This is a genomic window from Methylobacillus methanolivorans, from assembly GCF_054588515.1.
Window position 1 is genome coordinate 1 of sequence record NZ_BAAILT010000003.1, and the last position, 26,414, is coordinate 26,414.

General features: G+C 50.7%; 34 protein-coding genes and 4 tRNA genes. 2 read left to right on the forward strand and 36 right to left on the reverse strand.

Annotation, left to right across the window (positions count from 1 at the left end):
* The 8 genes from LG202_RS08795 to LG202_RS08830 all read right to left on the reverse strand — a co-directional run.
* A partial coding sequence (locus LG202_RS08795; protein ID WP_033456734.1) for a GTP-binding protein occupies nucleotides 1–102 on the reverse strand: 102 nt, incomplete at its 3' end.
* Nucleotides 103–163: 61 nt separating this feature from the next.
* Nucleotides 164–238, reverse strand: a tRNA-Thr gene (locus tag LG202_RS08800).
* 24 nt (nucleotides 239–262) lie between these two features.
* Nucleotides 263–338: transfer RNA gene (locus LG202_RS08805), tRNA-Gly, on the reverse strand.
* A gap of 42 nt (nucleotides 339–380) precedes the next feature.
* Nucleotides 381–465, reverse strand: a tRNA-Tyr gene (locus tag LG202_RS08810).
* A 60-nt stretch (nucleotides 466–525) separates the two neighbouring features.
* Nucleotides 526–601 (reverse strand) — tRNA-Thr (locus LG202_RS08815).
* A gap of 14 nt (nucleotides 602–615) precedes the next feature.
* The gene (locus tag LG202_RS08820; RefSeq protein ID WP_230348081.1) at nucleotides 616–1,035 is read right to left on the reverse strand and encodes a ClpXP protease specificity-enhancing factor; all 420 of its coding nucleotides are present in this window, start codon (nucleotides 1,033–1,035) and stop codon (nucleotides 616–618) included.
* A gap of 8 nt (nucleotides 1,036–1,043) precedes the next feature.
* On the reverse strand, nucleotides 1,044–1,643 hold the full coding sequence (locus tag LG202_RS08825) for a glutathione S-transferase N-terminal domain-containing protein (protein WP_230348082.1): 600 nt from the start codon (nucleotides 1,641–1,643) through the stop codon (nucleotides 1,044–1,046).
* Nucleotides 1,644–1,810: 167 nt separating this feature from the next.
* Entirely contained in the window at nucleotides 1,811–2,557 is a 747-nt protein-coding gene (locus LG202_RS08830; RefSeq protein ID WP_230348083.1) for a Nif3-like dinuclear metal center hexameric protein, read from the reverse strand.
* A 40-nt stretch (nucleotides 2,558–2,597) separates the two neighbouring features.
* Between LG202_RS08830 and LG202_RS08835 the strand changes: the two genes are divergently transcribed.
* Nucleotides 2,598–3,764, forward strand: a complete 1,167-nt coding sequence (locus LG202_RS08835; RefSeq protein ID WP_230348084.1) for a Do family serine endopeptidase — start codon at nucleotides 2,598–2,600, stop codon at nucleotides 3,762–3,764.
* Between the two features lie 39 nt (nucleotides 3,765–3,803).
* Here LG202_RS08835 and tatC read toward each other — a convergent pair whose 3' ends face one another.
* The 25 genes from tatC to LG202_RS08960 all read right to left on the reverse strand — a co-directional run bounded on the left by tatC (nucleotide 3,804) and on the right by LG202_RS08960 (nucleotide 20,376).
* Nucleotides 3,804–4,538, reverse strand: a complete 735-nt coding sequence (gene tatC, locus LG202_RS08840; RefSeq protein ID WP_230348085.1) for a twin-arginine translocase subunit TatC — start codon at nucleotides 4,536–4,538, stop codon at nucleotides 3,804–3,806.
* Nucleotides 4,535–4,882, reverse strand: coding sequence for a Sec-independent protein translocase protein TatB (gene tatB, locus LG202_RS08845; RefSeq protein WP_230348086.1), 348 nt, complete (start codon nucleotides 4,880–4,882; stop codon nucleotides 4,535–4,537). The genes tatC and tatB overlap by 4 nt, the downstream gene beginning before the upstream one ends.
* 15 nt (nucleotides 4,883–4,897) lie before the next feature.
* On the reverse strand, nucleotides 4,898–5,116 hold the full coding sequence (gene tatA / locus LG202_RS08850) for a Sec-independent protein translocase subunit TatA (protein ID WP_230348087.1): 219 nt from the start codon (nucleotides 5,114–5,116) through the stop codon (nucleotides 4,898–4,900).
* 16 nt (nucleotides 5,117–5,132) lie between these two features.
* Nucleotides 5,133–5,471, reverse strand: coding sequence for a histidine triad nucleotide-binding protein (locus LG202_RS08855; RefSeq protein WP_230348088.1), 339 nt, complete (start codon nucleotides 5,469–5,471; stop codon nucleotides 5,133–5,135).
* Between the two features lie 34 nt (nucleotides 5,472–5,505).
* The gene (locus LG202_RS08860; protein ID WP_230348089.1) at nucleotides 5,506–5,826 is read right to left on the reverse strand and encodes a phosphoribosyl-ATP diphosphatase; all 321 of its coding nucleotides are present in this window, start codon (nucleotides 5,824–5,826) and stop codon (nucleotides 5,506–5,508) included.
* Nucleotides 5,819–6,211, reverse strand: coding sequence for a phosphoribosyl-AMP cyclohydrolase (hisI, locus tag LG202_RS08865; RefSeq protein ID WP_230348090.1), 393 nt, complete (start codon nucleotides 6,209–6,211; stop codon nucleotides 5,819–5,821). Before hisI ends, LG202_RS08860 begins: the two co-directional genes overlap by 8 nt.
* A complete protein-coding gene (gene hisF, locus LG202_RS08870; protein WP_230348091.1) occupies nucleotides 6,208–6,966 on the reverse strand; it encodes an imidazole glycerol phosphate synthase subunit HisF in 759 nt (252 codons plus the stop codon). The genes hisI and hisF overlap by 4 nt, the downstream gene beginning before the upstream one ends.
* Entirely contained in the window at nucleotides 6,963–7,706 is a 744-nt protein-coding gene (hisA, locus tag LG202_RS08875; protein WP_230348092.1) for a 1-(5-phosphoribosyl)-5-[(5-phosphoribosylamino)methylideneamino]imidazole-4-carboxamide isomerase, read from the reverse strand. Before hisA ends, hisF begins: the two co-directional genes overlap by 4 nt.
* Nucleotides 7,707–7,725: 19 nt before the next feature.
* On the reverse strand, nucleotides 7,726–8,370 hold the full coding sequence (gene hisH / locus LG202_RS08880) for an imidazole glycerol phosphate synthase subunit HisH (RefSeq protein WP_230348093.1): 645 nt from the start codon (nucleotides 8,368–8,370) through the stop codon (nucleotides 7,726–7,728).
* A gap of 27 nt (nucleotides 8,371–8,397) precedes the next feature.
* Nucleotides 8,398–8,985: an imidazoleglycerol-phosphate dehydratase HisB gene (gene hisB, locus LG202_RS08885; protein ID WP_230348094.1), complete on the reverse strand. Its 588-nt coding sequence runs from the start codon at nucleotides 8,983–8,985 to the stop codon at nucleotides 8,398–8,400.
* A 129-nt stretch (nucleotides 8,986–9,114) separates the two neighbouring features.
* Nucleotides 9,115–9,780 carry a 3-hexulose-6-phosphate synthase gene (gene hxlA / locus LG202_RS08890; RefSeq protein WP_230348286.1) on the reverse strand — a complete coding sequence of 222 codons (666 nt, stop codon included), beginning with the start codon at nucleotides 9,778–9,780 and terminating at the stop codon, nucleotides 9,115–9,117.
* Between the two features lie 165 nt (nucleotides 9,781–9,945).
* Nucleotides 9,946–11,010, reverse strand: coding sequence for a histidinol-phosphate transaminase (gene hisC, locus LG202_RS08895; protein ID WP_230348095.1), 1,065 nt, complete (start codon nucleotides 11,008–11,010; stop codon nucleotides 9,946–9,948).
* Nucleotides 11,011–11,012: 2 nt separating this feature from the next.
* Nucleotides 11,013–12,320, reverse strand: a complete 1,308-nt coding sequence (gene hisD, locus LG202_RS08900) for a histidinol dehydrogenase (protein ID WP_230348096.1) — start codon at nucleotides 12,318–12,320, stop codon at nucleotides 11,013–11,015.
* Nucleotides 12,321–12,332: 12 nt separating this feature from the next.
* Nucleotides 12,333–12,977 carry an ATP phosphoribosyltransferase gene (hisG, locus tag LG202_RS08905; RefSeq protein ID WP_230348097.1) on the reverse strand — a complete coding sequence of 215 codons (645 nt, stop codon included), beginning with the start codon at nucleotides 12,975–12,977 and terminating at the stop codon, nucleotides 12,333–12,335.
* A gap of 15 nt (nucleotides 12,978–12,992) precedes the next feature.
* The gene (murA, locus tag LG202_RS08910; RefSeq protein ID WP_230348098.1) at nucleotides 12,993–14,264 is read right to left on the reverse strand and encodes a UDP-N-acetylglucosamine 1-carboxyvinyltransferase; all 1,272 of its coding nucleotides are present in this window, start codon (nucleotides 14,262–14,264) and stop codon (nucleotides 12,993–12,995) included.
* A 3-nt stretch (nucleotides 14,265–14,267) separates the two neighbouring features.
* Entirely contained in the window at nucleotides 14,268–14,585 is a 318-nt protein-coding gene (gene grxD / locus LG202_RS08915) for a Grx4 family monothiol glutaredoxin (RefSeq protein WP_230348099.1), read from the reverse strand.
* Between the two features lie 30 nt (nucleotides 14,586–14,615).
* On the reverse strand, nucleotides 14,616–14,867 hold the full coding sequence (locus tag LG202_RS08920) for a BolA family protein (RefSeq protein ID WP_230348100.1): 252 nt from the start codon (nucleotides 14,865–14,867) through the stop codon (nucleotides 14,616–14,618).
* A gap of 2 nt (nucleotides 14,868–14,869) precedes the next feature.
* Nucleotides 14,870–15,649, reverse strand: a complete 780-nt coding sequence (locus LG202_RS08925; RefSeq protein ID WP_230348101.1) for an ABC transporter permease — start codon at nucleotides 15,647–15,649, stop codon at nucleotides 14,870–14,872.
* Nucleotides 15,649–16,542, reverse strand: coding sequence for an ABC transporter ATP-binding protein (locus tag LG202_RS08930; protein WP_230348102.1), 894 nt, complete (start codon nucleotides 16,540–16,542; stop codon nucleotides 15,649–15,651). Before LG202_RS08930 ends, LG202_RS08925 begins: the two co-directional genes overlap by 1 nt.
* 30 nt (nucleotides 16,543–16,572) lie before the next feature.
* The gene (locus tag LG202_RS08935) at nucleotides 16,573–16,878 is read right to left on the reverse strand and encodes an STAS domain-containing protein (protein ID WP_230348103.1); all 306 of its coding nucleotides are present in this window, start codon (nucleotides 16,876–16,878) and stop codon (nucleotides 16,573–16,575) included.
* A gap of 14 nt (nucleotides 16,879–16,892) precedes the next feature.
* Nucleotides 16,893–17,492 (reverse strand): MlaC/ttg2D family ABC transporter substrate-binding protein, encoded by a 600-nt coding sequence (locus LG202_RS08940; RefSeq protein WP_459724768.1) that lies wholly within the window; start codon nucleotides 17,490–17,492, stop codon nucleotides 16,893–16,895.
* 40 nt (nucleotides 17,493–17,532) lie between these two features.
* A complete protein-coding gene (gene mlaD, locus LG202_RS08945; RefSeq protein ID WP_230348105.1) occupies nucleotides 17,533–18,000 on the reverse strand; it encodes an outer membrane lipid asymmetry maintenance protein MlaD in 468 nt (155 codons plus the stop codon).
* A gap of 21 nt (nucleotides 18,001–18,021) precedes the next feature.
* Entirely contained in the window at nucleotides 18,022–18,813 is a 792-nt protein-coding gene (gene mlaE, locus LG202_RS08950; protein WP_230348106.1) for a lipid asymmetry maintenance ABC transporter permease subunit MlaE, read from the reverse strand.
* Nucleotides 18,806–19,612 carry an ABC transporter ATP-binding protein gene (locus LG202_RS08955; RefSeq protein WP_230348107.1) on the reverse strand — a complete coding sequence of 269 codons (807 nt, stop codon included), beginning with the start codon at nucleotides 19,610–19,612 and terminating at the stop codon, nucleotides 18,806–18,808. The genes mlaE and LG202_RS08955 overlap by 8 nt, the downstream gene beginning before the upstream one ends.
* A 107-nt stretch (nucleotides 19,613–19,719) precedes the next feature.
* Nucleotides 19,720–20,376 carry a prepilin-type N-terminal cleavage/methylation domain-containing protein gene (locus LG202_RS08960; protein WP_230348108.1) on the reverse strand — a complete coding sequence of 219 codons (657 nt, stop codon included), beginning with the start codon at nucleotides 20,374–20,376 and terminating at the stop codon, nucleotides 19,720–19,722.
* Between the two features lie 236 nt (nucleotides 20,377–20,612).
* Between LG202_RS08960 and LG202_RS08965 the strand changes: the two genes are divergently transcribed.
* Nucleotides 20,613–22,319, forward strand: coding sequence for an ATP-binding protein (locus tag LG202_RS08965; protein ID WP_230348109.1), 1,707 nt, complete (start codon nucleotides 20,613–20,615; stop codon nucleotides 22,317–22,319).
* Nucleotides 22,320–22,400: 81 nt separating this feature from the next.
* Here LG202_RS08965 and ccsB read toward each other — a convergent pair whose 3' ends face one another.
* The 3 genes from ccsB to LG202_RS08980 all read right to left on the reverse strand — a co-directional run bounded on the left by ccsB (nucleotide 22,401) and on the right by LG202_RS08980 (nucleotide 26,348).
* Entirely contained in the window at nucleotides 22,401–23,546 is a 1,146-nt protein-coding gene (gene ccsB, locus LG202_RS08970) for a c-type cytochrome biogenesis protein CcsB (RefSeq protein WP_230348287.1), read from the reverse strand.
* Between the two features lie 36 nt (nucleotides 23,547–23,582).
* Nucleotides 23,583–25,514 (reverse strand): cytochrome c biogenesis protein ResB, encoded by a 1,932-nt coding sequence (locus tag LG202_RS08975; protein WP_230348110.1) that lies wholly within the window; start codon nucleotides 25,512–25,514, stop codon nucleotides 23,583–23,585.
* A gap of 201 nt (nucleotides 25,515–25,715) precedes the next feature.
* Nucleotides 25,716–26,348 carry a c-type cytochrome gene (locus LG202_RS08980; protein ID WP_230348111.1) on the reverse strand — a complete coding sequence of 211 codons (633 nt, stop codon included), beginning with the start codon at nucleotides 26,346–26,348 and terminating at the stop codon, nucleotides 25,716–25,718.
* Nucleotides 26,349–26,414: the final 66 nt, after the last annotated feature.

The following is a 26,414-nucleotide window of genomic DNA, read 5'->3' on the forward strand; positions in this document are numbered from 1 at the left end:
AGTGGTGATCGCTGCCGTCAATGTTGTCTTACCATGGTCAACGTGACCAATCGTGCCTACGTTGACGTGCGGCTTCGTCCGCTCAAATTTACCTTTTGCCATTTCCGTTTCCTTTAACCGACTTTATCAAGTTAATGTGTGCGTTTAATATCCAAGCACCAAATGGTGCCCATGGCGGGAATCGGACCCGCGACCTCTCCCTTACCAAGGGAGTGCTCTACCACTGAGCCACATGGGCAATTCTTAAATTCTGATTTTGAACTGGAGCGGGCGACGAGGTTCGAACTCGCGACATCTTGCTTGGAAGGCAAGTGCTCTACCAACTGAGCTACACCCGCACATCTAACCAGAAATCTATACCCTGGCTCCAAATTCTATGCTGGTGGAGGGGGAAGGATTCGAACCTTCGTACTCTGAGAGAACGGATTTACAGTCCGTCGCCTTTAACCACTCGGCCACCCCTCCAAACAGAACCCGGGATTATGCGTATATTTTGACTTAGTGTCAAACGCATTTTGAAAGAAATGGTGCCGGATGTCGGAATCGAACTGACGACCTTCGCATTACAAGTGCGCTGCTCTACCAACTGAGCTAATCCGGCACAACTAAAACTTGTTATTTCACCACCCTTAACGAGGGTTTTTTGACTACCGGCACATCAGAAGAGGCAACCGCCTCACCGTCAGCACCTTGAGTATTTTTTTCACTTGGATCCTCAGGCGAATCCACATCAAAAAACATACCCTGATTATTCTCGCGAGCAAATATTCCTCGCACCGCACTCATGGGCACATACAACTCATTTGATGCACCGTTGAAACGGGCTGAGAATGTAACAGCATCCGCGCCAATATGCAAACCTTTTGTAGCACCGTAATTAATATTTAGTACAATCTGCCCATCTCTTACGTAAGCCATGGGCACTACAGTTTGCGAATTGACAGCAACCAACAAGTGCGGCGTCAAACCATTATCCGTACACCACTCATGAATAGCGCGCACCATATATGGTTTGGTTGAGGTAATTTCACTCATTTCCCCACCTATTTGCGCATTGCTTTTTCAGAAGGTGTCATTGCTTCAATGTAAGCCGGGCGAGAGAATATACGTTCTGCGTATTTTAGTAAAGGGGCAGCTTGCTTTGGAAGCTCGATACCATAATGCCCCAACCTCCAGAGCAACGGCGCAATGGCAACATCCAGCATAGAAAACTCATCACCCAAAATATATTCCTGACGACTAAACAGCGGCACGATCTGGGTCAGATTGTCCCGAATCGTCGCACGCGCCTTATCGGCTGCTTTAGTATTCCCCGACTCGATATCTGCAATATGGCTAAAGAGTTGCTCTTCAAAGTTATGCAAGAACAAACGGGCACGGGCACGCATTACGGGATCAGCTGGCATCAGTTGCGGATGAGGGAAACGCTCATCAATATATTCATTGATGATATTAGCTTGCTCAAGCACCAAATCACGCTCAACCAGCACAGGCACGGTGTTATGCGGATTGATGACCGCCAAGTCTTCCGGCTTGTTCGCCATATCCACATCAATCACCTGAAAGTCCATGCCTTTTTCGAACAACACGATGCGGCAACGATGGCTATAAGGACAGGTAGTACCGGAATACAAGGTCATCATAATTCATATCTCACTTGAAGAATGCCCGACGGGCAACGTGAAACCCGTCGGATAGTAGTAAAGGCCATGACCAAACGCAGCGCGTCCAGTCAAGCAAGGGCAGAATTCTACAGAAATCCCAACAAAAATGAAACAATTAGTTAAATTTAAACTTAATAATCATTGGGTTATATGGGATTTTCTATATCAATAAACTCATATTCCAAGGCAAATTTCTCTGCCAGATGCCGTCCCAACATCTCCACACCATAACGCTCGGTAGCATGATGCCCCGCTGCAATGTAGGCTACGCCAGTTTCTTGAGCCAAATGAAACACCTGCTCAGATACTTCTCCACTGATATATACATCAACACCCAGCGCAATAGCAGCCTCAAAATAGCCTTGCGCCCCACCACTACACCACGCAATACGCCGTATTTTCCTCTGAGGCTCACCAAATATCTGTGGCGTGCGTTGCAACTTTACCGCCAGCACATCGGCAAACTCAGCCAATGTACTTTCCTTAATTAAGGATCCATACGCGATAAGGCCTTGTTCCCCTGTCCAACCTTCTATTGCAATATTCATGATTTGCGCTAGCCTGGCGTTATTGCCCAGCACCCGATGAGCATCCAGCGGCAAGTGATATGCCAGCAAACCTATGTCATGCTGTAACAAGAACTTCAATCGCGCATGTTTAACCCCCGTTACCACAGGCGGTTCGTTACGCCAGAAATATCCATGATGAACCAAGACCGCATCAGCACCCGCCGATTTTGCAGCCTCAAGCAAAGCCATACTGGCCGTCACTCCAGACACCAGCTTCCTAACTTCATCACGGCCTTGCACCTGTAATCCGTTCGGACAATAATCCTTGAAGCGCTCTACCTCAAGAAATTGTCCGGTATAATCAACCAGCTCTTTCAATTTCATTGACATCTCCAACATTTAGATTCGCAACGTCGACATCAACATGCGCAAACTCTGGCTTATTTTTGCACAGACCGTCACTATCAGTCTCGCTGCTCTTTTCGTAGTGCAATTGTTCTACCCGCAACTTCTGCCCCTGAATGAAAAATCGGCGACCTCAATCAAAGAAGCGCCTTCTCAAGCTGAAGACAACCACACACAACCAGGCTCCTATCGCCATGCGGCACAAGCGGCAATGCCTAGCGTAGTCAACATTTTCACTTCAAAAAAAGCGAATCAATCCTCCGCTAACCCATTCATGGATGATCCTTTGTTTCGCCACTTTTTCGGTGATCAAATGGACGAACAACAAAGCCAACGCGAAAATAGTCTAGGTTCCGGCGTTATTGTTAACAGTCAAGGGCTAATTCTGACCAATCACCACGTGATTGAATCTGCAGATGAAATCGAAGTTGCATTACCGGATGGCAGGACCTTTCCCGCTCGCATCGTCGGCACAGACCCTGAAACCGACCTTGCTGTCCTGAAAATCAATGTCCGCAACCTGCCTGCTATTACTTTTGCCCAACCAAGCAATCTCAGTGTAGGAGATGTTGTATTGGCGATTGGCAATCCTTTCGGTGTTGGACAAACCGTTACTCAGGGCATTATTAGCGCCCTTGGTCGCAGTCATCTCGGGATTAACACCTTTGAGAACTTTATTCAGACCGATGCCCCGATCAATCCAGGCAACTCCGGTGGCGCACTCATTGATACCGAAGGCAATTTGGTCGGTATCAATAGTGCCATCTACTCCCGTAGCGGCGGTTCCATGGGTATAGGATTTGCTATCCCTGTAAGCCTGGTAAAGCAAGTCATGGAGCAAATTATCCGTCAGGGTAGTGTCACTCGTGGCTGGATTGGCATAGAAGCACAAGACATCACACCGGAACTGGCCGAGTCCTTTCACTTGAAGCAAGTGCGAGGATCTCTGGTAGCTGGCCTTGTCCGCGGCGGCCCCGCGGACAAGGCGGGATTACGGCCTGGGGATATCCTACTTGAAATTGATGGCAGGGAGGTCATCGACAGCTCGACCATGCTGAATGTGATCTCCAACCTCAAACCGGATAAGAAGGTAATGATCAAGCTCGCCCGCAATGAAAACGAACTGGTACTACCCATCATGATCGGCAAACGCCCCACACCTCAACTAGCACGCAACCGGGAATAGCAGAGTCCAGCCTCAAGTAGCCCACCCAAAGGCAACAACTCAATGCAGTTGTTGCCGACTTTTCTTCTGTATCAGGCCTGCAACTAGAATACCCACCTCATATAGCAACCATAAAGGCACGGCCAGCATTACCTGGGAAATCACGTCAGGCGGAGTAAAAATCGCCCCAAGGACAAATGCACCAACAATGACGTAAGAGCGTGCCTCGCGCAGCGAAGCGACACTAACAATGCCAGCGCTCACTAACAATACTACAGCCACGGGCACCTCAAACGCCAAACCAAAAGCAATAAATAAGGTAATGGCAAAATCCAGGTATTTCCCTATGTCCGTCATGACAGCCACTCCTTCTGGAGCTGTATGAGTAATAAAACCGAACACGACAGGAAAAACCAGTAAGTACGCAAACGCCATGCCAAACAAGAATAGCAGGGTACTCGCAAACACCAGTGGCCCGATCAAGCGTCGCTCATGTGTATAAAGACCGGGGGCGACAAATGCCCATATCTGGTACAACGTATGCGGCAACGAAATCATGAACGCTGCTAGCAGGACGACTTTCATCGGCACAAAGAATGGTGTTGTCACATCCGTGGCAATCATCCGTCCACCCACAGGCAGGCTTTGCAGCAGAGGCTGCGCCAAGAAATGATAAATATCGTTAGCAAATGGGAACAGCACCATTGTAATCAGGACGATCCCGATAATGATGCGCAACAGACGATCACGCAACTCAATCAGGTGCGAGACGAAAGTATCAGAGGGATTATTCAATCTGGTATGCCGCGTTTTTTTGTACCATCTTCCACAGGATGGTCATGGACTTGAGACTCTAGATTACCTTGGGCAGAAGAAGCCATTTGCTGCACCTCCTGCTCTATATCAGTTCCCACCTGCTTCAAGGCAGACTCGGCATCGCGCATATCAGACTGCAATCGCTGCAACTCTTCAAACCGCAACTCCCGACTGATATCAGACTTGACGTTATTGACATAACGCTGCACCCGCCCCAACAGCAGGCCTACCGTGCGGGCAACCTTAGGAAGTTTTTCCGGACCAATGACCACAAGTGCCACGATCCCGATCACCACCAGTTCTGAAAAAGCAATATCGAACACAGGCGACTCGAAATGCTACTGCTTTTCCTTGTGCCTGATATCGTTGTCTATTGTCTGCCCCTTGGCATCATCGTCAAGCGCAGCATTGCCGGATTTACCTTCGTTGACTGCTTCCTTGAAGCCTTTGACCGCACCACCGACATCGCTGCCCAGATTACGTAAACGCTTGGTGCCAAAAATCAGAACTACGATCGCAAGCACGATCAACCAATGCCAAATGCTGAATGAACCCATCGCCAGTCTCCTAATCTCAAACTTTTGGCACGGTGTCGCCACCACCAAATACGTGAATATGTAAATGAAAAACTTCTTGGCCACCTTCGCGACCAGTATTGATCATAGTGCGAAAGCCCTTCAAGCCTAACTGCGCAGCAAGCTTGGGGGCCAGTAACATTATCTGGCCAAGTAACGACTGATGCGAAGCATCGCAGCCAGCTAGGCTCTCCACGTGGATTTTCGGCACAATCAGAAAATGTACGGGAGCAATAGGACGAATGTCGTGAAAAGCAATGACTTCATCATCCTCGTAGAATTTATTGGAAGGAATATCATTCGTCACTATCTTACAAAAAATACAATCAGCACTCATCTGATATTCAACTCCAATTCAAAACGCTTAATTCTCACTCTACCGGACGAGAGGCCTTCTCTTCAAGCCCAGACAAGCCTTCGCGCCTAGCCAGTTCTTTCAGTACATCCTGAGGGCCTAAGCCTGCATGGGCCAACATAACGAGGCTATGAAACCAGAGATCTGCGGTTTCATAAATGATTTGCTCGGCATCGCCATCTTTGGCGGCAATAATCGTCTCAGCTGCCTCTTCGCCTACCTTTTTCAGGATAGCATCCAGGCCTTTTGCATACAGCTTGGCGACATAAGATGACTGGGGATCTGCGCTTTTGCGCTGTTCCAGCAACTCAGCCAGTCTATCTAGCACATCACTCATGGTGATAAATATCCTCTGGATTCTTGATAACCGCTTGGTCAACAATCCAATGTTCCTGTTCCAACTTCTGGAAAAAACAATCATGGCGCCCAGTATGACAAGCGATACCACCCACCTGCTCCACTTGAATCAAGATGACATCTTCATCGCAATCCAATCTGATTTCATGCACTTTCTGCACATGACCAGACTCCTCGCCTTTATGCCAGAGCCTTCCTCGCGAACGTGACCAATAAACAGCTTGCCGGCTTTCAGCAGTGAGGCGCAAAGCTTCGCGATTCATCCAGGCAAACATTAATACCTTGTTGGTCCCTACTTCCTGAGCAATCACGGGCACCAGACCATCCTCGGTCCATTGAACATGCTCCAGCCATTGCATACTCATAAGCGCACCTCAATCCCATGCTCTCGCATATATTCTTTGGCTTGACGCACGGTATATTCGCCATAATGGAAAATACTGGCAGCCAGCACCGCATCTGCCCCGCCCTCTTTCACGCCTTCGACTAGGTGCACCAAGTTCCCCACACCACCGGAAGCAATGATGGGCACATCCACAGCCTCACTGATTGCCCGATTCAGAGGTAGATTGAAACCCATTTTAGTACCGTCACGATCCATGCTAGTCACTAGCAACTCGCCAGCGCCCAGCTCTACCATCTTGCGTGCCCAATCTACCGCATTTAGACCCGTAGGGTTGCGTCCGCCGTGGGTAAATATTTCCCAATGGTCACCCACCTGCTTGGCATCAATGGCCACGACTATGCACTGCGATCCAAATCGGCTAGCAGCATCTGCCACCAATTGAGGATTTGTCACTGCGGCAGTATTAATGCTGACTTTATCAGCACCAGCATTGAGCAATCGGCGCACATCTTCCACCGCACGCACACCACCGCCCACCGTCAATGGAATAAATACTTGCGAAGCGACTTGTTCGATGATGCCAAGAATCAGTCCACGATTGTCAGAACTGGCGGTAATATCCAGAAAAGTCAGTTCATCCGCGCCCTGCTCATCATATCGGCGCGCAATCTCCACGGGATCGCCCGCATCACGCAGCTCCAGGAAATTCACCCCCTTGACCACACGGCCATTGGTGACATCCAGGCAAGGAATGATGCGCTTGGCTAAGCTCATGCCTGACTCAATTCATCCGCGAGCGCCTGGGCCTCGGTAAAATTCAATGTACCTTCGTAAATAGCACGACCTGTAATCGCGCCCATTACACCTTCACTCTCAACCTCAACCAGGCGTCGCACATCATCAAGATTAGTTACACCACCACTGGCGATCACTGGAATAGTCAGCGCTTGGGCCAATGCCACGGTCGCCTCAATATTGACACCAGTCAGCATACCGTCACGGCCAATGTCGGTATAAACCACGGCTTCTACACCGTAATCCTCGAACTTCTTGGCAAGGTCGATGACGTCGTGACCGGTCAGCTTGGACCAGCCATCGACCGCAACCTTGCCATCCTTGGCATCCAACCCGACCATGATCTGACCAGGGAAGGCATAACAGGCTTCATGCAAGAAACCTGGGCTCTTGACTGCAGCCGTGCCCACGATCACATAGCTAATACCGTTATCCAAGTAACGCTCTATGGTCTCGAGGTCGCGAATACCGCCACCCAGCTGGATAGGGATGTCGTTACCCACGGCTTGCACAATCGCCTTGATAGCATCCTCATTCACAGGCTTGCCGGCAAACGCGCCATTCAGGTCGACCAAGTGCAATCGCTTGCCGCCTTGATCAACCCAATGTCTGGCCATGGCACCGGGATCCTCGGAAAACACCGTGGCATCTTCCATTAAGCCTTGTTTTAAACGAACACAATGACCATCTTTCAGGTCGATAGCAGGAATAATCAGCATGATATTGACGAATTAACGATTAAAACACCCCGTCCCACTGGACGAAGTTTGAAAGAAGTTGAAGACCAGCATGATGGCTCTTTTCCGGATGAAACTGCACCGCGAACAGGTTGCCATGGGCAATAGCACTAGTAAAGCGCTTGGGATATTCGCTATAACCCGCAGCCAAACTGGTATTTTCAGGAGCCACATAATAGCTATGCACATAATAAAAGCGCTCGCCATCCTCAATGCCATGCCATAACGGATGAGCTACGCTTTGACGCACTTGGTTCCAGCCCATGTGTGGCACTTTGAGTTTGGCGCCATGCTCATCATGCATGTCGGCAGCAGCAAAGCGCTTGACCTGGCCCTTGAACAGGCCCAACCCTGAGGCATCTCCCTCTTCGCTATGCTCAAACAATAGCTGCAAGCCAATGCAGATGCCCAGAAATGGCTTATCTGCTGCGGCAGCCATCACCGCTTCGCGTAAGCCACGTGCATCCAACTCACGCATGCAGTCTGGCATGGCACCCTGACCTGGAAACACCACACGTGTGGCAGCAGCAATCGCTACCGGGTCACTGGTCACAACAACGGTCTGGTTGGGCGCAACATGCTCCAACGCCTTGGACACGGAGCGCAGATTGCCCATGCCATAATCAACAACGGCTATATCTGTCATGGTAAGTCGGTAGAAAACCGGAAATGTCTATAAACTGCCTTTGGTTGAAGGCATTATACCCACCATACGGGGGTCAAGTTCAACCGCAGCGCGCAAAGCACGGCCAAAAGCCTTGAAAATGGTTTCTGCTTGATGATGCGCATTCTTGCCGCGCAGATTGTCGATATGCAGCGTAATCGCAGCATGATTGACAAAGCCCTGGAAAAATTCACGCACCAAATCAACATCGAATTCGCCAATGCGAGCACGGGTAAAGTCCACATTGAACTCCAACCCTGGACGTCCGGAAATATCCAGCACAACCCGCGACAAAGCTTCATCCAATGGCACATACGCATGCGCATAACGGCGTATGCCCTTTTTGTCGCCCAATGCACGACTAAAGGCCTGACCCAAAGCAATGCCCACATCCTCAACGGTGTGGTGAGCGTCAATATGCAGATCGCCCTGACACTCAACGTTGATATCCATCATGCCATGTCGGGCGATTTGGTCCAGCATATGATCAAAAAAACCAACCCCGCTATTCAGCTTGGATACACCGGTGCCATCCAGATTGATGGCGACAGCAATCTTGGTTTCTAGAGTATTGCGGCTCACTTCAGCGTTACGCATGGCAGTCATTCACATCACAAATCATTGAGTCATAAAATCAAAACCGTTGCAAAACAGTCAACACAGTCTTGCAACGGTTCCAGACAAGCTAAATATTGGCATATCTTGGATATGCCACAGACAGCTTGATTAGCTGAACAGCTTCTTCAGCCAGCCGAACACACCACCACTGCTTTGGGTACCCTTAGCAGCAGCACTGATTTCAGCAGCTGCTGCTGCTGGATCAGCTGCACCGTAGATAGCAGCGCCAGCAACAACGATGGTCGCGCCTGCATCAACCACTTGCTTAGCAGTAGTTGCCTTCACGCCACCTGCAACGGAAATATCCACGCCCAGGTTCAGACCTGATACCAGACCCAGGTCAGCGAAAGGAGTTTGACCAGCCGCTTGTTGGTCCAGACCAGTGTGAACGCCGATGATGTGCGCACCCAGCTTAGCAACTTCCTTGGTACGAGCAGCCTTATCAACTACATTGATCAGGTCGATCTGTGCCTTCTTGCCGTACTTGTTAGCTACATCAATTACACCCTTGATAGTGCCGATGTCAGCAGTACCCAATACGGTAACGATGTCAGCGCCAGCCTTGAAGAATGGCTCAGCTTCGTAGAAGCCAGCATCCATAGTCTTCAGGTCAACCAAGATCTTGTTATTAGGGAACTTTGCGCGCAGAGTTTCCAGCAGTTTGATACCGTTGTACTTGATGCAGGGTGTACCGATTTCAAGAATATCAACGTGTGGTGCAACAGTCGTAGCAAGTGCTACGGTCTGATCGAAATCTAGTGAATCTAATGCCATTTGAACTAATGGTTTTGCCACGATGCTTCCTCCGCTTAATTACAGAATTATGATGTACTGACCGCGCTATGATACATTTTTTCCATTGATTAAGGGAAGTAATGGTGCACTATTCTCTTAATTTATCGGGAAATCAACGCCATAGCCCGCTAATTGCGCCAGTTTTTAAGGGGTTAAAATCTCTTTTAATGCATCAACCAGGGCTTGCGACTGCATATCAGTACCAATAGTAATGCGCAGGAAATCACTGATACGTGCCGGCTTGCTGAAATGGCGTACGATGATGCTGCGCTCCCGCAAACTGGCAGCCAACTCTGCACCACTACGCTCGCCATGCCGGGCAAAAATAAAATTGGCCGCAGAGGGTAGGACGACAAAGCCCAGGGCCTGCAATTCACGAATCAAGGCTTCTCTTGTCGTCATGACCTTGCGACAGGTCTCGTCAAAATAGGCCTTATCCTCAATCGCAGCAACTGCGCCACTGATGGCAAAACGATCCAGCGGATAGGAGTTAAAGCTATCCTTGACCCGGATTAAGGCCTCGATCAAATGAGGCTGGCCAATTGCATAACCAACTCGCAAGCCTGCCAATGAGCGCGCCTTGGACAAGGTATGGGTCACTAACAGATTGGGATACTTCACCACTAGGCCAACCGCAGACTCTGCGCCAAAATCGACATAGGCTTCGTCGATCACCACGACGGATTCTGTATTAGCATTGAGCAGGCGCTCAATCTCTACCAGCGGCAAACCACGGCCAGTGGGTGCATTCGGATTAGGGAAGATTATGCCGCCGTTTGGGCGCTGGTAATCAGCGACATTGATCTCAAAGTCTTCACCCAAGGCCACCGTTTGGTAGTCTATGCCATACAAACCACAATAGACAGGGTAAAAGCTGTAGGTAATATCAGGAAAAAGGATGGGCGCATCATGCTTGAGCAAGGCCTGGAAAGTATGCGCTAACACCTCATCAGAACCATTGCCAACAAACACATGGGTAGCAGGCACATCGTAAAACTGAGCCACGGCTTGCACCAAGCGTTCTGACGTTGGATCAGGGTAGAGGCGCAAACTATCACCAACCTCCGCCTCAAGTGCAGCAAGCACTTTGGGGCTGGGCCCATAGGGATTTTCGTTGGTATTGAGCTTGACCAGATTAGCCAGTTTGGGCTGCTCCCCAGGGACATAGGGAGTTAGCTCATGAACAACCTTGCTCCAGAACTTGCTCAAGATCAGCCTTTCAAACGAAATTCAGCCGAGCGGGCATGAGCTTGCAAGCCTTCGCCATATGCCAAAGTAGCAGCTACCCGTCCCAGTTTCTGTGCACCGGCGCTGGAAACCATGATTAAGCTAGAACGCTTCTGAAAATCGTAAACACCTAAAGGCGAGGAAAAGCGTGCAGTACGCGATGTCGGCAATACGTGGTTAGGACCAGCACAGTAATCGCCCAAAGCCTCGCAGGTATCGCGCCCCATGAAAATTGCACCGGCGTGACGGATTTTCTTGCTGTATGCCAGCGGTTCATCCACCGATAACTCCAAGTGCTCTGGCGCAATATAGTTGGCAATCTCGGCCGCCTGCTCAAGATCCTTCACTTGGATCAAGGCGCCACGATTTTGTAGCGATGTGCGGATGATTTCCTTGCGCGGCATTTCCTCGACCAGCTTTTCAATGCTGGCTTGCACAGCGTCAAGGAACGCAGCATCAGGCGAAAGCAAGATAGCTTGTGCCAATTCGTCGTGCTCGGCCTGGGAGAACAAGTCCATCGCTACCCAGTCCGGGTTGGTCTTGCCATCACAAATAACCAAGATTTCAGAAGGACCCGCCACCATGTCGATACCTACCACGCCAAATACACGGCGCTTGGCGGCGGCCACGTAGGCATTACCAGGGCCAACGATCTTGTCGACTTGCGGCACCGTTTCCGTGCCATAGGCCAATGCCCCCACAGCCTGGGCACCACCGATACAGAACACACGGTCAACACCACAAACAGCGGCAGCAGCTAGCACCAGTTGATTCTTCTCACCACCTGGTGTCGGCACCACCATGATGAGCTCTTGCACACCCGCCACCTTGGCAGGGATGGCATTCATCAATACTGATGACGGATAAGCCGCCTTGCCACCCGGCACATAGAGACCAACGCGATCTAAGGCCGTCACCTGCTGGCCCAACAACGTGCCATCTTCCTCGGTATAAGTCCAGGAAGCCATCAGTTGTTTCTCGTGATAGGTACGCACACGTTCAGCCGCGTGTTGCAGCGCATCTCGCTGCTCAGCAGGCAATCCAGCCAGCGCGGCTTGCAGCTCATCATGAGCAATTTCAAGCTGCGACATTGATTGTGCAGATTGCGCCTCCAGACGATCAAAGCGCTGGGTATACTCCAGCACCGCAACATCGCCACGAGTTTTGACATTACGCAGGATATCGGCCACCACGTTGTCTATTTGGTCATCTTGCGCAGTCTCGAATGCAAGCAAGGCCTTCAGGTCTTGATCAAAGCTCGCATCGTTAGTAGAAAAACGTCTGATATTCATGATTTCAACCTGTTATTGATTGGCCGCTACGGCCTTGGCAAACGCATCCATGATGGGCTGCAACTGGTCGCGCTTGAGTTTGAGCGACGCCTGGTTCACAACGAGGCGCGAACTGATGTCGGTAATTTCTTCCACTGCCTTGAGATTATTGGCACGCAAAGTGCCGCCAGTGCTCACCAAATCCACGATAGCATCGGCAAGGCCTACCAAGGGTCCCAGCTCCATAGAGCCATAGAGCTTGATCAGGTCGACATGCATGCCCTTGGCAGCAAAATGCTCACGGGCAGTCTTCACGTACTTGGTCACCACCTTAAGACGCGCACCGCGACGAATAGAACCGAAATAATCAAAATCCTCGCGCACCGCCACCATCATGCGGCAACGCGCAATGTTCAGGTCCAACGGCTGGTACAAACCATCCCCACCATGTTCATCCAGCACATCCTTGCCAGCGATCCCCAAATCGGCAGCACCGTATTGCACATAGGTCGGCACATCGGTAGCACGCACGATGATCAGGCGCACATCAGGGCGATTGGTCGGCAGGATCAGCTTACGGGATGCTTCCGGGTCTTCAAGCGCAGTAATACCTGCCGCCGCAAGCAAGGGTGTGGTTTCCTCGAAAATGCGACCCTTGGAAAGGGCGATAGTAATCATTGCTGTCTTTCTTGGTTATTTGACCCGCTGGATGTTTGCACCCAGTTGGCCCAATTTTTCTTCCAGGCGTTCATAGCCACGGTCAAGGTGGTAGATACGCTCAATCACCGTCTCACCACGCGCCACCAGGGCAGCCAATACCAAACTGGCAGAAGCACGCAAATCAGTCGCCATGACGGTAGCACCTTCCAGGAACTCACAACCGCGCACAATAGCGGTATTGCCTTCAACTTCAATATTGGCACCCAGGCGCTGCATCTCCTGTACATGCATGAAACGATTCTCGAAAATGGTTTCTGTCACGGTGGCTACGGCATCCGCTACCGTATTCAAGGCCATGAATTGCGCCTGCATATCAGTTGGGAAAGCCGGGTGTGGTGCGGTTCTGATACTGACGGATTTCAGCGCTCCCCGTTGTTGAAGCACACCCTGGCTTTGCACCGTAATACTATGACTGTCATATTCAATCTGCGCACCGCTTTCACGCAATTTGTCGATCACGGCATCCAGTAGATCGGCACGCGCATTGCTGAGCTTGACCTTGCCACCGGTCATCGCGGCAGCCACCATGTAAGTACCCGCCTCAATGCGGTCACAGACCACATCATGCTGAGCTGTATGCAAATTGGCAACACCAGTGACCGTAATCACATCGGTGCCCGCACCCTCAATCTTGGCACCCATCTTCATCAGACATTCGGCAAGATCCACCACTTCAGGCTCGCGTGCGGCATTTTCCAGCACAGTTGTGCCCTCTGCCAGTGCAGCTGCCATCATGAGGTTTTCTGTCCCCGTCACGGTGACGATATCCATGAAGACGCGTGCGCCCTTGAGCTTGGCTGCCTTGGCTTCGATATACCCATGCTCAATATGGATTTCCGCACCCATGGCTTGCAAACCCTTGATATGCAAATCAACAGGGCGAGAGCCAATCGCACAGCCACCAGGCAACGAAACCCGGGCATGGCCAAATCGCGCAAGCAAAGGCCCCAGCACAAGAATGGAAGCGCGCATGGTCTTGACCATGTCGTAAGGCGCTTCACAGGTATGAATATCACTGGCATCCAGGCTCAAGCCACCCTCGCCTGCGACCTCAATCTTGACACCCATGTGGGCGAGCAATTTACGCATAGTGGCAATGTCATGCAAGTCTGGCACATTGCCCAATAGCAATGGCCCATCCGTCAACAGTGCAGCACACAGAATGGGCAAGGCCGCATTCTTGGCACCGGAGACTGATATTTCACCATTTAAAGGGCTGCCGCCCTGGATGACTAGCTTATCCACGTGTTATGCCTGGGCTTCCTGCAATAGTTTTTGCAATTCACCTTGCTGGTACAGGTCGCGCATGATGTCTGCACCACCAATGAATTCGCCCTTGATGTACAACTGCGGGATAGTCGGCCAGTTGGCATAGACCTTAATGCCCTCGCGGATGGCGGGATCAGCCAACACATCAATCGCGACAAAATCCTTCAGGCCACTGGCTTGCAGAATTTGTACGGCCAGGCCAGAAAAACCACATTGTGGGAATTTTGGACTGCCCTTCATGTAAAGCACTACCGGGTTACTTGTGACCTGGCTCTTGATCAGTTCTTGCGTATCCATATTGTTTCCTTCAAATAAAATCGGTTGCCATCACAGCGTGGCATTGAGTTTGGCCCAGGCTTCCGGGGTAAATGTACGCATGGACAAGGCGTGAATTTCCTCGCGCATGCGCTCTCCCAACGCCTGATAGACAAGTTGATGCTGTTGCACCATGTTCTTGCCCGCGAACAACGGGCTGACAATGACAGCCTCAAAATGCTGTCCGTCGTCACCCAACACCTGCACATGATCACAAGCCAGGCCTTGGGTAATGTAGTTCTTTAATGCTTCTGCACTTAACACGTTCAGCCTCGTAATTTGTAGCCAGATTTCAGCATCTGTAAAGTAATGAATGATAGGGCAAAAAAGCATCCACCCACAACGCCCAGGCTGATATAAGGCGAAATATCACCCACGCCGAAAAAGCCGTAACGAAAGCCATCAATCATGTAGAAAAACGGGTTGAGGTGCGATACCTGCTGCCAAAATGGCGGCAAGGAATGTATCGAGTAAAACACTCCTGACAGGAATGAAAGCGGCATGATGACAAAATTCTGGAACGCAGCCATCTGGTCGAACTTCTCTGCCCAGATACCGGCAATGATGCCAAAAGTACCGAGCAAGCCACTGCCCAACACAGCAAACGTCAATATCCAGCCAGGGTGTGTCACGGGCAGATCAATAAAGATCATCGACACTAGGTAAATACCCAAGCCGACCACCAGGCCCCGAATGATCGAAGCTGCCAGAAAAGCAAGATACATTCCCAGATAGGAAATCGGCGTAAGCAAGATAAAAATCAGATTACCCATGACCTTGGACTGGATCAGGCTAGATGAGCTATTGGCAAAGGCATTCTGCAATAGCGACATCATGATCAGTCCAGGAATAAGAAAAGCCGTGTAGCCCACCCCAGGATACACCTGCACCCGCCCCTCCAGCACATGCGAGAAAATCAGCAGATAAAGCAATGCCGTCATGACCGGGGCCGCCACCGTCTGGAAGCTCACACGCCAGAAACGCAGCAACTCTTTCTTGAACAAAGTCCATGGGCCGCGCAGATTATGCTTGATCAGGCCGTTCATCAGCTCACGATCTCCACGAACACATCTTCAAGATCGGCTTCGATCAATTGCATATCCTCTACTGCCACACCTGCAAGCCTTAATTCAGCCAAGATGGATTCCAGTTGCGCCACTTCGGTCAGCGCGAGCACATAAGTATCGCCTTGCTGGTCACGCGCCAGCGGCAGCAAAATTGCGGGCAAGGCGGCAGAAAGCTTGAGGCGCAAACGCTTGCCGGGTACGCGATTCAAGAGGTTACGCGTACTATCCAACGCCACGATTTCACCTTGCTTCATCATGGCAATACGGCTACAGAGTGTCTCCGCTTCTTCCAGATAGTGTGTCGTCAGAATGATAGTATGGCCTTCGCGATTCAAGCGGCGAATGAACTCCCACATGCTTTGGCGCAACTCGACGTCCACGCCTGCAGTTGGCTCATCCAGCACAATGACGGGAGGTTTATGCGCCAAGGCCTGGCCGATCAATGCCCTGCGCTTCATGCCTCCAGACAAGCGACGCATATTGACATGCGCCTTGTCTGCCAGCCCGAGTGATTCGATGATTTCATCCACCCAGGCATCGTTGCTGCGTCCCTTGCCGAAATAGCCAGCCTGGAAACGCAACATTTCACGCACATTGAAAAACGGGTCAAACACCAGCTCTTGAGGCACCACCCCTAAGGCCTGTCTCGCTTGGGCATATTGGCTATTGACGTCAAATCCCATGACTTGCAATTGCCCGCTGGTAGGGCGAAGTAACCCTGCTAACAGATTAATCAGGGTAGATTTTCCCGCACCATTCGGGCCCAGCAACGCAAAAAATTCGCCTTGCTCGATAGACAAGTCTATCCCTTTTAGCGCATGTAAATCGCCAAAACGCTTGTGCACCTGCTGAATATTGATTGCGGGAATCATGAATAGAAATTGGGGCCGAAGCCCCAAAACTCAATGGCTGTGGCTAACGCCTGATTGTGGAATCAACTCTAGCACGCCATATAGCGTCGCCAAGCTGACAAGATTGGCTGGCAAATTGACCAGCTTGATATTGGCCTTATTCGCGGCAGCATGACGTAGCCACTCAAAGATCAGGCTGAGTGCCACGGTATCCACCTCTACCACCTGGGCAAGATCAACCTCCAGTGCAGCAGGCATCTGCAAAGCCTTGCTTTCAGCCAGCAACACATCGACCTGATTGATGGTCATATCACCGCTGATTAGCCAGCGACTTCCTTGTTGTTGAATCTGTGCCAAGTTCTACTCTTCGTTTACTTGTTGGATTCCTGATTCTTGGCAGCCAGCTTCTGGATCAAACCATCCAGGCCACCTTGACGAATCTCGTTGCTAAATTGACCGCGATAGTTGGTCACCAGGCTGACGCCTTCAATCGTGATGTCATATACCTTCCAGCTTTCGCCATTTTTTTCCAGACTGTAATCCACAGCAACAGGCTGACCACCGGGTTGGAGAATCTGGGTTTTCACGGTCACATCGGTGTCACTAGGCTGCGCACGAAATGGCTTGTATTCAATGGTCTGGTTGCGATATTTAGACAGTGCAGTGGCATAGGTGCGTAGCAACAAGCTGCGGAACTCTTCCTGGAAAGCCTTCTTCTGCTCAGCAGAAGCCTTACCCCAAGCCTTGCCCAGCACCAAGCGCGACACACGGTCAAAGTTAAAGTTAGGCAGGATTTTTTCTTCTGCCAATGCAAAAATCTTGCTTTGGTTACCGGCCTGGATGTCCTTATCCTGCTTCACGACAGCAAGCACATCTTCCGCTGTTTTCTTTACCAAGGCATCAGGTGCTATTTCTGCCATCGCCAGATTTGCGCAACCGACAAACGCCATTGCGACCATCCACTTCATCATCTTTTGCATACTTACTCCGCCTCTTTAGTTATCGCTCGACTTACTTGTCGTCTGATTCCGATGCCTTGCTGTAGAGGAACTGGCTGATCATCTTTTCCAGCACTACAGCATCTTGTGTCTTGCTGAACTTGTCACCATTCTGCAGCATCTTGTCATCACCACCGGCTTCCAGGCCGATGTACTGCTCACCCAGCAAGCCAGCAGTATAGATATTGGCAAACGTATCCTTGGGGAAAGGATACCGTTTGTCGACCTTGACTGTCACCAGCGCTTCATACGTCTCGGGATCGAACTTGATACTGTCTACACGCCCAACCACCACACCAGCACTTTTCACCGGTGCACGTGGCTTGAGACTACCAATATTCTCAAAAGCTCCCGTCACACTGTAGGTTTCCCCCAAGGTAGCGCTATTAAAATTACCTACTTTCAAAGCCAAACCAAACAGTGCAGCAGCACCTGCTGCAACAAAAACACCGACCCAAAGATCAATTGTTGTACGTTCCATCTTTTCTCCAGTGTGTTGCGTTTACGCAACAATCATGAACGAAGTCATTACAAAATCAAGACCCAACACTGCCAGTGATGAATTCACCACAGTGCGCGTCGTCGCACGGCTAACACCTTCTGCCGTCGGCGGCGCATCAAACCCTTCAAACAAGGCGATCATGGTACAAGCGATGCCAAACACTACACTCTTGATCACCCCATTCACAATATCTTCACGCCAATCCACGCTAGCCTGCATTTGTGACCAGAATGCACCAGCATCAACACCTATCAGTGGTACTGCCACGAGGTAACCTCCCAGCACGCCCACCATGGAAAACAAGGCTGCTAGCAAAGGCATTGAAATAACGCCAGCCCAGAATCGCGGAGCCACCACGCGCCCGACTGGGCTCACCGCCATCATCTCCATCGCAGATAACTGCTCGGTAGCCTTCATCAGGCCGATTTCCGCAGTAATCGCTGTTCCGGCACGACCGGCAAACAAGAGTGCCGTCACTACTGGCCCCAGTTCACGCACCAGCGACAAGGCCACCAACACACCGATAGCCTCGGAAGAGCCATAACGCTGCAAGGTGTTGTAACCCTGCAACGCCAGCACCATACCGACAAAAAATGCCGACACCAGGATAATAATCAACGACAGCACACCCGTCGCATAAATCTCGCGTATGGTCAGGTGCAAGCGCCGGAAGCTTTCGCCCGAATAGATCAGCACATAAAAGAAAAAGCGCAAGCTGGAGCCGAAGCGCCAGATACGATCAATGACGCGGTGGCCGATACCACGCAACACATTCGCCACTGCACTAAACATTCGCACTCCTCAAGATATCCTGCCTGTAGTCAGGGGCTGCATAGTGGAAAGGCACAGGGCCATCGACTTCACCATGTACAAATTGGTGAACAAATGGCAACTCGGATTTGCGCAGATCCTCTGGAGAGCCCTCTGCAGCCACCACACCATCAGCGACAAAATATACATAATCAGCAAAGGCAAACACCTCCTCCACATCATGCGTGACAATGATGGAGGTGGCACCCAACGCATCATTGAGGCTGCGGATCAGGTTACAGGTCACCGCCATCGAAATTGGATCCAAGCCAGCAAACGGCTCGTCATACATGATGATGGATGGATCAAGCGCTACAGCACGTGCCAACGCCACACGTCGCGCCATGCCACCGGAAAGCTCAGTCGCCTTGAGATCACGTGCGCCACGCAGCCCAACAGCATTAAGCTTCATCATGACCAAATCGCGGATCATGGATTCCGGCAGATCAGTATGCTCTCGAATGGGAAAAGCCACATTCTCATACACGGAGAGATCAGTGAACAAAGCGCCTTGCTGAAATAGCATACCCATCTTGCGGCGCAATGCATGCAGGCCCTTGCGATCCTGCTCATGCACCACCTTGCCGGTCACCCGCACCTCACCACCCGATGGCTTCAACTGCCCACCGATCAAGCGTAACAGCGTAGTCTTACCACTGCCGCTCCCACCCATGATGGCTACCACCTTGCCACGCGGGAACTTCATGTTGATCCCTTTGTGCAGCAGGCGCGTTTTGTATCCAAAAGATAAGTTGTCGATTTCGACGATGTTGTCGCTCATGATCGCTACTTTTTTGATTAGCCGACTATTTTAATGCAAAAGCGCTCGAGTTCATAACGCTGAAAAAGTAAAAGCCCGCAAATGCGGGCTTTATCAATAGATGATCACTAAAAAGACATGCATACTGTAAACATATTTCCATCGGGTACATTAGCATTTGCTAAAGATGGCCCCGGCACACCATCGGCCACTACCCGCACATTGCCAGAATTGGTGACGCCATCATCCAACAAAACATCAATTTGTTTTGCTAGACGTCCCACAACCCCGCCAGAACAAACAACAAATGCACCAACCATAGAATTCACACCAGCATCAGTAATTGTACTAAATCCATTGATGCTCTGAATTCCTAACCGTCCACCATCCGCATTTCTCGGAATATACGCTTGATCCCCGATAACAGTTGAGCCAGAGGCCAAACCTGCTAGTCGCACATGCTGCCAAAATAAATACGATTCATCGGTAGTAATTACAGAATCCCACGTACCTTCAATTCTGGCATTGCCTACTGTACCACCGGTTGTAGCAAGCACCCCATTCGTCACATGATTAGCTACATTGGCATCATCGCCAGGTAAAGCCCTGAATTTATCTTGATAGGCATAAAGTAGTATTTGCGTATTCTTGAAATCATTCGCCATGCTTTTCGCCTTGGCGCTATTAATCAACTCCTGCCCCTTAAGCACGCCGCCCAGCAGCAGGCCGATAATCACCAGGACTATCGCCAGCTCGATCAGCGTAAAGCCGGATGTTTTTTTCATATAAGATCCTTGCATGAAGTTGCCAAGATGACAGCTTCTAATAAATAAGTTGGTATGAGATATGCAACTCCCGTGCCAACCACTGGCGGTACCCAATATGCATCCAACTCAGCTAGCACAAGGCTTACAGACCGATTCTCTGCACGCCCCACAAGAGAAAATCCTGCATCAAAGTGTTGAGATTTCGTCTATAGTGACAAAATTACGACACTCATTACTAGAGATACCTTTATTTCATGGCCAGTCTGAACAGCCTTAGCAACGCCTACCGCCCCAGCGCATCTACCATGCAACAGTGGATGTTAGGATTGATGTTGTTAAGCCTGCACGGCGTTATGCTTTGGGGTTTTGATGACCCGTTGCAAAAAGGCCTCCTGCTCTGCCATTACGGCTTGTTCCTGATCTGGCAACCGATCTGGCAAACCAAGGAAAAGCTTTCAGCGCAGGCCATTCTCTTGTTTGCGGCAGGCGGCATCTTGCTCGCTACGTTTGTCAGTTGGTGGTTACTTGCTATCTGGCTTTCTGCCTTGTTTGGTCTGCTAGGCGGGCGCATCTTCTCGGCAACTGCGCAGACCTCGCGCCTCAGTTACTTATTCGCCGCCACGTATCTGCTTTCAGCCCTGTTACTGTGGGTCATCCCTCATTTACTAGATGCCGATACGGCAATAGAAGTAGCAGCTTTCCTGATGCTTTACCTGCTGCCCATCCTGCCACTGGTGATCTTGTTTCTGCGTGTCAAGCAAGAAACCCATCAGCATGCGCCTATCCTCGACTTTTTCTACACTCTGTTGTTGTTCCTGCTTTCGGTGACACTCATCCTGAGTATTGTCACGATCTCGCGCACCACTGAGGCAGATTATGCAGAAGTGGTGGTGTGGGTAGTATTTGGCCTGGCAGGCGCATTGGTACTGGCCAGCTGGCTATGGAACCCGCGCGCAGGCTTTAGCGGCATCGGGCAGCTGCTATCACGCTATCTGCTGAGTGTCGGCTTGCCATTCGAGCGCTGGATCAAGAATATTGCAGAACTTGCCGAACGAGAAACCAGCGCCAAGGAATTTATGCATGCCGCCATGAATGAAGTGGAGACCCTGCCCTGGGTGGCAGGCGGAACTTGGCAAACCGAAGAGGATGAGGGCGAATTTGGTGCCCAGGCACCTTACCATGCCGATCTTGAGTTTCACGATTTCCACCTCACGCTTTATAGCCGCTGGCCCCTCACGCCCGCCCTTATCATCCATCTCAAGCTACTCACGCAAATCCTGGGAGAGTTTCATGAAGCGAAGCGCCGCGAGGAGGCCTTGCTGCAAAACACTTATATGCAGGCCATCTATGAAACCGGCGCACGACTCACACACGACATGAAAAACATCGTGCAATCCATGAACGCACTATGCAGCGCTGCGGAACAAGCAACAGAAGCAGATAACGATCGCCTGGTAGCGCTGATTCGTAAACAGTTGCCACTCCTTAACCAACGCCTGGCATTGACGCTGGACAAACTGGGAGCGCCGCGCAACGAGGCCACACGCATGCTGCCCCTACTAGAATGGTGGGACAATCTGCAGCAACGCTACAACGGCACGCGCATCAGCTTCAGCGAATCCATCATGCTGGATAGCGAATGCAAAATCGATAGCGAAGTGTGGGACAGCGTGGTAGATAACCTGCTACAAAATGCCCTAGCCAAGGCCAGGCAAGCACCTGAAATTCTTATCCACGCTCATGTGGTGATGAATGAACAGGTGTTTGTCGAAGTCACAGATAGCGGCAACCCGATGCCGGATGATGTGGCCACCAGCCTCTTCCGCAAGCGTATCCGCTCCGAAGGTGGGCTGGGCATCGGGCTATATCAGGCTGGACGCCAAGCACAACAAGCAGGCTACCAGCTCTCACTGGTAAACAACCAGCCACGACAAGTATGCTTCAGGCTAGCAATGAAATAGCAAAAAACTCAACCATGCATAACCGCTGCATGAAGCAATAAAAAAGGCCGCATCACTGCGGCCTTTTTTATATGAAATCACTTATAACTCACCATAAGAATGCAAACCAGACAGGAACATGTTCACCCCAAGGAAAGCAAAGGTAGTGACTACTAGACCAACCAGTGCCCACCAGGCCAAGATAGGGCCGCGCAGCCCCTTGACGAGCCGCAGGTGCAACCAAGCCGCATAGTTGAGCCAGACAATCAAGGCCCAGGTTTCTTTAGGATCCCACGACCAGTAACCGCCCCATGCCTCTGCCGCCCACATGGCACCAAGGATGGTGGCAATGGTAAAGAATGCAAAACCAACAGAAATCGCCTTGTACATCAGATCATCCAGCACTTCCAGGCTGGGCAGACGTGAAGCAAGAATACCCTTGCTCACCAGCAGATAAGCCGCAGCCACCATCGCTGCCAGTGCAAATGTGCCATAGCCGATGAAGTTTGCTGGCACATGGATTTTCATCCAGTAAGATTGTAGTGCTGGCACCAGTGGCTGGATTTCATACGCCTGGCGATCAAAGGTATACCAGAGTATAAAGCCGACCGCGGCATTGATCACGATCAGCACAAAGCCACCCAACTGGCGCGTGGCATAGCGGCCTTCGTAATAAAGATAAGCCAGCGCGGTGATCAGGCAGAAGAGGATAAACACTTCATAAAGGTTGCTGATGGGGATATGCCCGACATCGGGAGCAATCAGGTAAGACTCGTACCAACGTACCATGAGCCCGATGAAGCCCATGACTACAGCAGACCAAGTCAAACCCGACCCTACCTTGGAGGCAAAGGCAGAACGCGCAAACAAGCCCAGCCAATAAGCCAGCATGGCCAGGACAAACAGTACGTTCATCCACATAATGGCAGACTGGCTGGCAAACAAGAACTTGAGGAGGAACACTTGCTCTACACTGGCCTGGCTGCCATTGTAGAGCTGTATGGCACCAAGGCTGATTGCTGCAACTACCAGCAACAAGGTGCGCACTGGCTTCCATTGCCAGCCTAGCCAGCTAAACAAGGCAACCGATCCAAACAAGATACCGACTTCATAAGCATCCATGAACTCAGCGTATTGCTGGAAGGCAAACAAGCCACCCAGCAACAACAGCAACGCATAGCCCCAATCCAGCAGCCCCAAGCGCTTGAAGAATGGTTCCGGCACATCTTCCATATAGGCAGTTTTCATCATCAACCTCAATGCATGTTGGTTACGTGACAGATGTCACACGTGCTGGTTTTCCAGCAGGCGCGCGAGCTTGTCGCGCATCTTGTCGAATTCAATATCGAAATCACGGTTCTTGCGGTTAGCCGACATGGCAAATAGCACACGATTGTTTTCCGGCTTCACCAGCAGCCAGATACGGCGCTCGCGAATATAAATCATGGCAAAAATGCCCAACACCAATAATACCGATCCAGAATACACCAGCACCTTGCCTGGTGAGCGTGTCAATTGCAAACCACTAGACTGGCGATGGTCGAACCCGCTCAATTGCAGATATAGCGGTGCTCCATAATGGAAGCTATCGCTGATCGCATGCAAGCTATCCTCGATGAAAAACTGCAAGGCATCACCGTTTTCGGCAGGAGGCAAGCCTGCACGCTCACGACTGATGGCATGTGCTGCAAAAGCCGCTGTAGTAACTACCTTGACATAAGCCTGTGCCGCACCTGCCCGTTGCGCCTCTGGTACGGCTTCGTCAATCATCTCTGCCACCTTGCCGAAACCACCCTGGCTGAATGCCTGCAACAATTGCATGACACTGGCCTCGAACCTGCTCCGCGTTTCCGTATTCAGCTCGCTATGGCTGGATAAAGCCAATTGCGAAACACGGCGCACGATTTCAGGATACAGCGATTGGTCAAACATGGCCGCACGGAAGTTCATGTACCCATCGATACTGCCTGCATCATCCGCAGGTATGCGCAAGTAACGATAGCTATCCTGCTGCATGGAGCGCATGCCGGAGAGGAAATATTGCCGCCCATCCAATATCAGCGGATTCATGTAATTCACGTACTCATGCGCCTGGCCCTCAGCATCGCGAACCTTGAAGGTAACGTTCGGCCCCACATTGCGTGGCTTACCCTTACCATCAGTAGAAAGATTCAGGATATTGAACAGACGGAAATCAGATAACTCGACGCTCAATGGGCTATTGCCACCACTCACATCATATTTATTGAACACATTGCCGGAGAATGGAATATTGTCCGCATGGCTTCCGAGTAGGTTCCACACTTTGAAATCAAGCTTGGAGCCGCCATCGCCAAAATCCGACTGATAAATCGCGACACCTTTGTAGATCAAAGGATGATTGACCTTAATAGTTGCCGTGATCGGCTCCTCATGTTCCGGGTCGATGATCATGACATCGCTCTCGAACGACTTGGGCTGCCCAGTTTCATAATGCTCGATGCGGAACGCTTTCAGCACAATGCTAAATGGCAGATCCTGCACCAGATAACCATCCCTCACCCGCATAAATGCGGCGTTGGCACCGGCACCTTCAGGCAAGGTCATATTGGCACGGAAAGAAAGATTGGCAGGTGACATGCGGCTTTCAGCCGGCACCTTGCGCTCGGGGATGTCCCGCGTTTCCACGACCTTATATCCCAGTAGCTCTTGCGCCTTGAATACCAGGTTGCCATCCATGAGGCCACCAATACAAATAATAACGATGGCCGCATGCGTAAGGATATATCCCAGGCGCTGATAACTACCCGCCTTGGCGGCAAGCAAGTGCCCGCCATCTTCCTGCGCGACCGTCTTATAGCGAAAGCCGTGCTGCGTCAGGAATTTTGCCAAGCGCGAGGTTGTTTCCTCAGTGGAATAGGGAGTGTGGTACTCATACTGATGACTGAAACTACGCAGTGAAACCTCTTTTGCCGTTTCACGGAATGCGCGCAACTCCCGCAACATCAGGGGCGTATTGCGATAAATACAGAGTGAGGTGGAAAGAACCAGAAAAACCAGAATGACCAGAAACCAGCCTGAGTGGTATACATCGTACAGGCCGAGAAACTCGAAAAACTCAAACCAGAACTGGCCAAATTGCACCACGTAATTGGTATAAGGTTCATTCTGCTTAAGCACTGTCCCGATAATTGAGGCAATGCCAAGCACGACCAATACGCTCACCGCAAAACGCATGGAACTCAGCAGCTCGTATAACCTATGCCTATGGGACTGTACGGATTTCAAAACAAGACCATTCAAAAAATTTGAGGTGAGACCTTAGATATCGATGATTGGTTGCAGCCTGACGATATAAAAAATAAGGGCGGCTATTGCCACCCTTAACGCTCGCACTTGGCTTTTGGTTGTCAGACTTGTGCAATAAGCTGCCAGATTTTACTTCAAACCCTGAATATAATCAGCGACTGCAGCAATATCGGCATCCGTCATCTTGGCAGATACCATGCGCATCATCTTGGCAGCGTCGTTCTTGCGTTGACCATCACGGAAAGCTTTTACCTGGCTAGTTGTGTAGTTGGCATGCTGGCCAGCCAAACGTGGGAAGCCAGGCGCAATACCTTCCCCATTAGCACCATGACAGGAAGCACATGCTGGAACACCCGCACCAGGAATGCCTGTCTTGAAAATCTTTTCACCTATCGACCCTGGGCCATTGCTCACAGATGGCGTAGAACGTGGGGCCTGCTTGGCATAATGTTCAGCGACCACTGCCATATCTTCATCGCTCAACGGAGCAACAATGCCCATCATGACTGGGCTCATGCGCACATTGGCCTTGATATTCTTCAACTGCTTTTCTAGGTATGCAGCATGCTGACCAGCGATTTTCGGGAACATAGGCACCATGCTATTGCCGTCAGGACCGTGACATCCAGCACAAATCTGGGCCTGAGCAGGTACTTTGCTTACGACATCATCTTCATCGTCGTCATCTTCTGCATGCGAAACTGCTGCAGTTGCCAGCATCATGGCACTCATGATCAGTACCGCATATTTACGCAACAACATAGCCACTCCTAAAGTTCTTTTCAGATACCAATACTGCGAATAGGGTCGCATTTTATATAAAAAACC

What these genes read in the sequence shown, in the direction of transcription:
- LG202_RS08820 (WP_230348081.1), bottom strand. Translation starts at nt 1,035, where the DNA reads ATGAGTGAAATTACCTCAACCAAACCATATATGGTGCGCGCTATTCAT.
- LG202_RS08825 (WP_230348082.1), bottom strand. Translation starts at nt 1,643, where the DNA reads ATGATGACCTTGTATTCCGGTACTACCTGTCCTTATAGCCATCGTTGC.
- LG202_RS08830 (WP_230348083.1), bottom strand. Translation starts at nt 2,557, where the DNA reads ATGAAATTGAAAGAGCTGGTTGATTATACCGGACAATTTCTTGAGGTA.
- LG202_RS08835 (WP_230348084.1), top strand. Translation starts at nt 2,598, where the DNA reads ATGCGCAAACTCTGGCTTATTTTTGCACAGACCGTCACTATCAGTCTC.
- tatA (WP_230348087.1), bottom strand. Translation starts at nt 5,116, where the DNA reads ATGGGTTCATTCAGCATTTGGCATTGGTTGATCGTGCTTGCGATCGTA.
- LG202_RS08855 (WP_230348088.1), bottom strand. Translation starts at nt 5,471, where the DNA reads ATGAGTGCTGATTGTATTTTTTGTAAGATAGTGACGAATGATATTCCT.
- LG202_RS08860 (WP_230348089.1), bottom strand. Translation starts at nt 5,826, where the DNA reads ATGAGTGATGTGCTAGATAGACTGGCTGAGTTGCTGGAACAGCGCAAA.
- hisI (WP_230348090.1), bottom strand. Translation starts at nt 6,211, where the DNA reads ATGAGTATGCAATGGCTGGAGCATGTTCAATGGACCGAGGATGGTCTG.
- hisF (WP_230348091.1), bottom strand. Translation starts at nt 6,966, where the DNA reads ATGAGCTTAGCCAAGCGCATCATTCCTTGCCTGGATGTCACCAATGGC.
- hisA (WP_230348092.1), bottom strand. Translation starts at nt 7,706, where the DNA reads ATGCTGATTATTCCTGCTATCGACCTGAAAGATGGTCATTGTGTTCGT.
- hisH (WP_230348093.1), bottom strand. Translation starts at nt 8,370, where the DNA reads ATGACAGATATAGCCGTTGTTGATTATGGCATGGGCAATCTGCGCTCC.
- hisB (WP_230348094.1), bottom strand. Translation starts at nt 8,985, where the DNA reads ATGCGTAACGCTGAAGTGAGCCGCAATACTCTAGAAACCAAGATTGCT.
- hxlA (WP_230348286.1), bottom strand. Translation starts at nt 9,780, where the DNA reads ATGGCATTAGATTCACTAGATTTCGATCAGACCGTAGCACTTGCTACG.
- hisD (WP_230348096.1), bottom strand. Translation starts at nt 12,320, where the DNA reads ATGAATATCAGACGTTTTTCTACTAACGATGCGAGCTTTGATCAAGAC.
- hisG (WP_230348097.1), bottom strand. Translation starts at nt 12,977, where the DNA reads ATGATTACTATCGCCCTTTCCAAGGGTCGCATTTTCGAGGAAACCACA.
- grxD (WP_230348099.1), bottom strand. Translation starts at nt 14,585, where the DNA reads ATGGATACGCAAGAACTGATCAAGAGCCAGGTCACAAGTAACCCGGTA.
- LG202_RS08925 (WP_230348101.1), bottom strand. Translation starts at nt 15,649, where the DNA reads ATGAACGGCCTGATCAAGCATAATCTGCGCGGCCCATGGACTTTGTTC.
- LG202_RS08930 (WP_230348102.1), bottom strand. Translation starts at nt 16,542, where the DNA reads ATGATTCCCGCAATCAATATTCAGCAGGTGCACAAGCGTTTTGGCGAT.
- LG202_RS08940 (WP_459724768.1), bottom strand. Translation starts at nt 17,492, where the DNA reads ATGATGAAGTGGATGGTCGCAATGGCGTTTGTCGGTTGCGCAAATCTG.
- mlaD (WP_230348105.1), bottom strand. Translation starts at nt 18,000, where the DNA reads ATGGAACGTACAACAATTGATCTTTGGGTCGGTGTTTTTGTTGCAGCA.
- mlaE (WP_230348106.1), bottom strand. Translation starts at nt 18,813, where the DNA reads ATGTTTAGTGCAGTGGCGAATGTGTTGCGTGGTATCGGCCACCGCGTC.
- LG202_RS08955 (WP_230348107.1), bottom strand. Translation starts at nt 19,612, where the DNA reads ATGAGCGACAACATCGTCGAAATCGACAACTTATCTTTTGGATACAAA.
- LG202_RS08960 (WP_230348108.1), bottom strand. Translation starts at nt 20,376, where the DNA reads ATGAAAAAAACATCCGGCTTTACGCTGATCGAGCTGGCGATAGTCCTG.
- LG202_RS08965 (WP_230348109.1), top strand. Translation starts at nt 20,613, where the DNA reads ATGGCCAGTCTGAACAGCCTTAGCAACGCCTACCGCCCCAGCGCATCT.
- ccsB (WP_230348287.1), bottom strand. Translation starts at nt 23,546, where the DNA reads ATGAAAACTGCCTATATGGAAGATGTGCCGGAACCATTCTTCAAGCGC.
- LG202_RS08975 (WP_230348110.1), bottom strand. Translation starts at nt 25,514, where the DNA reads ATGCGTTTTGCGGTGAGCGTATTGGTCGTGCTTGGCATTGCCTCAATT.
- LG202_RS08980 (WP_230348111.1), bottom strand. Translation starts at nt 26,348, where the DNA reads ATGTTGTTGCGTAAATATGCGGTACTGATCATGAGTGCCATGATGCTG.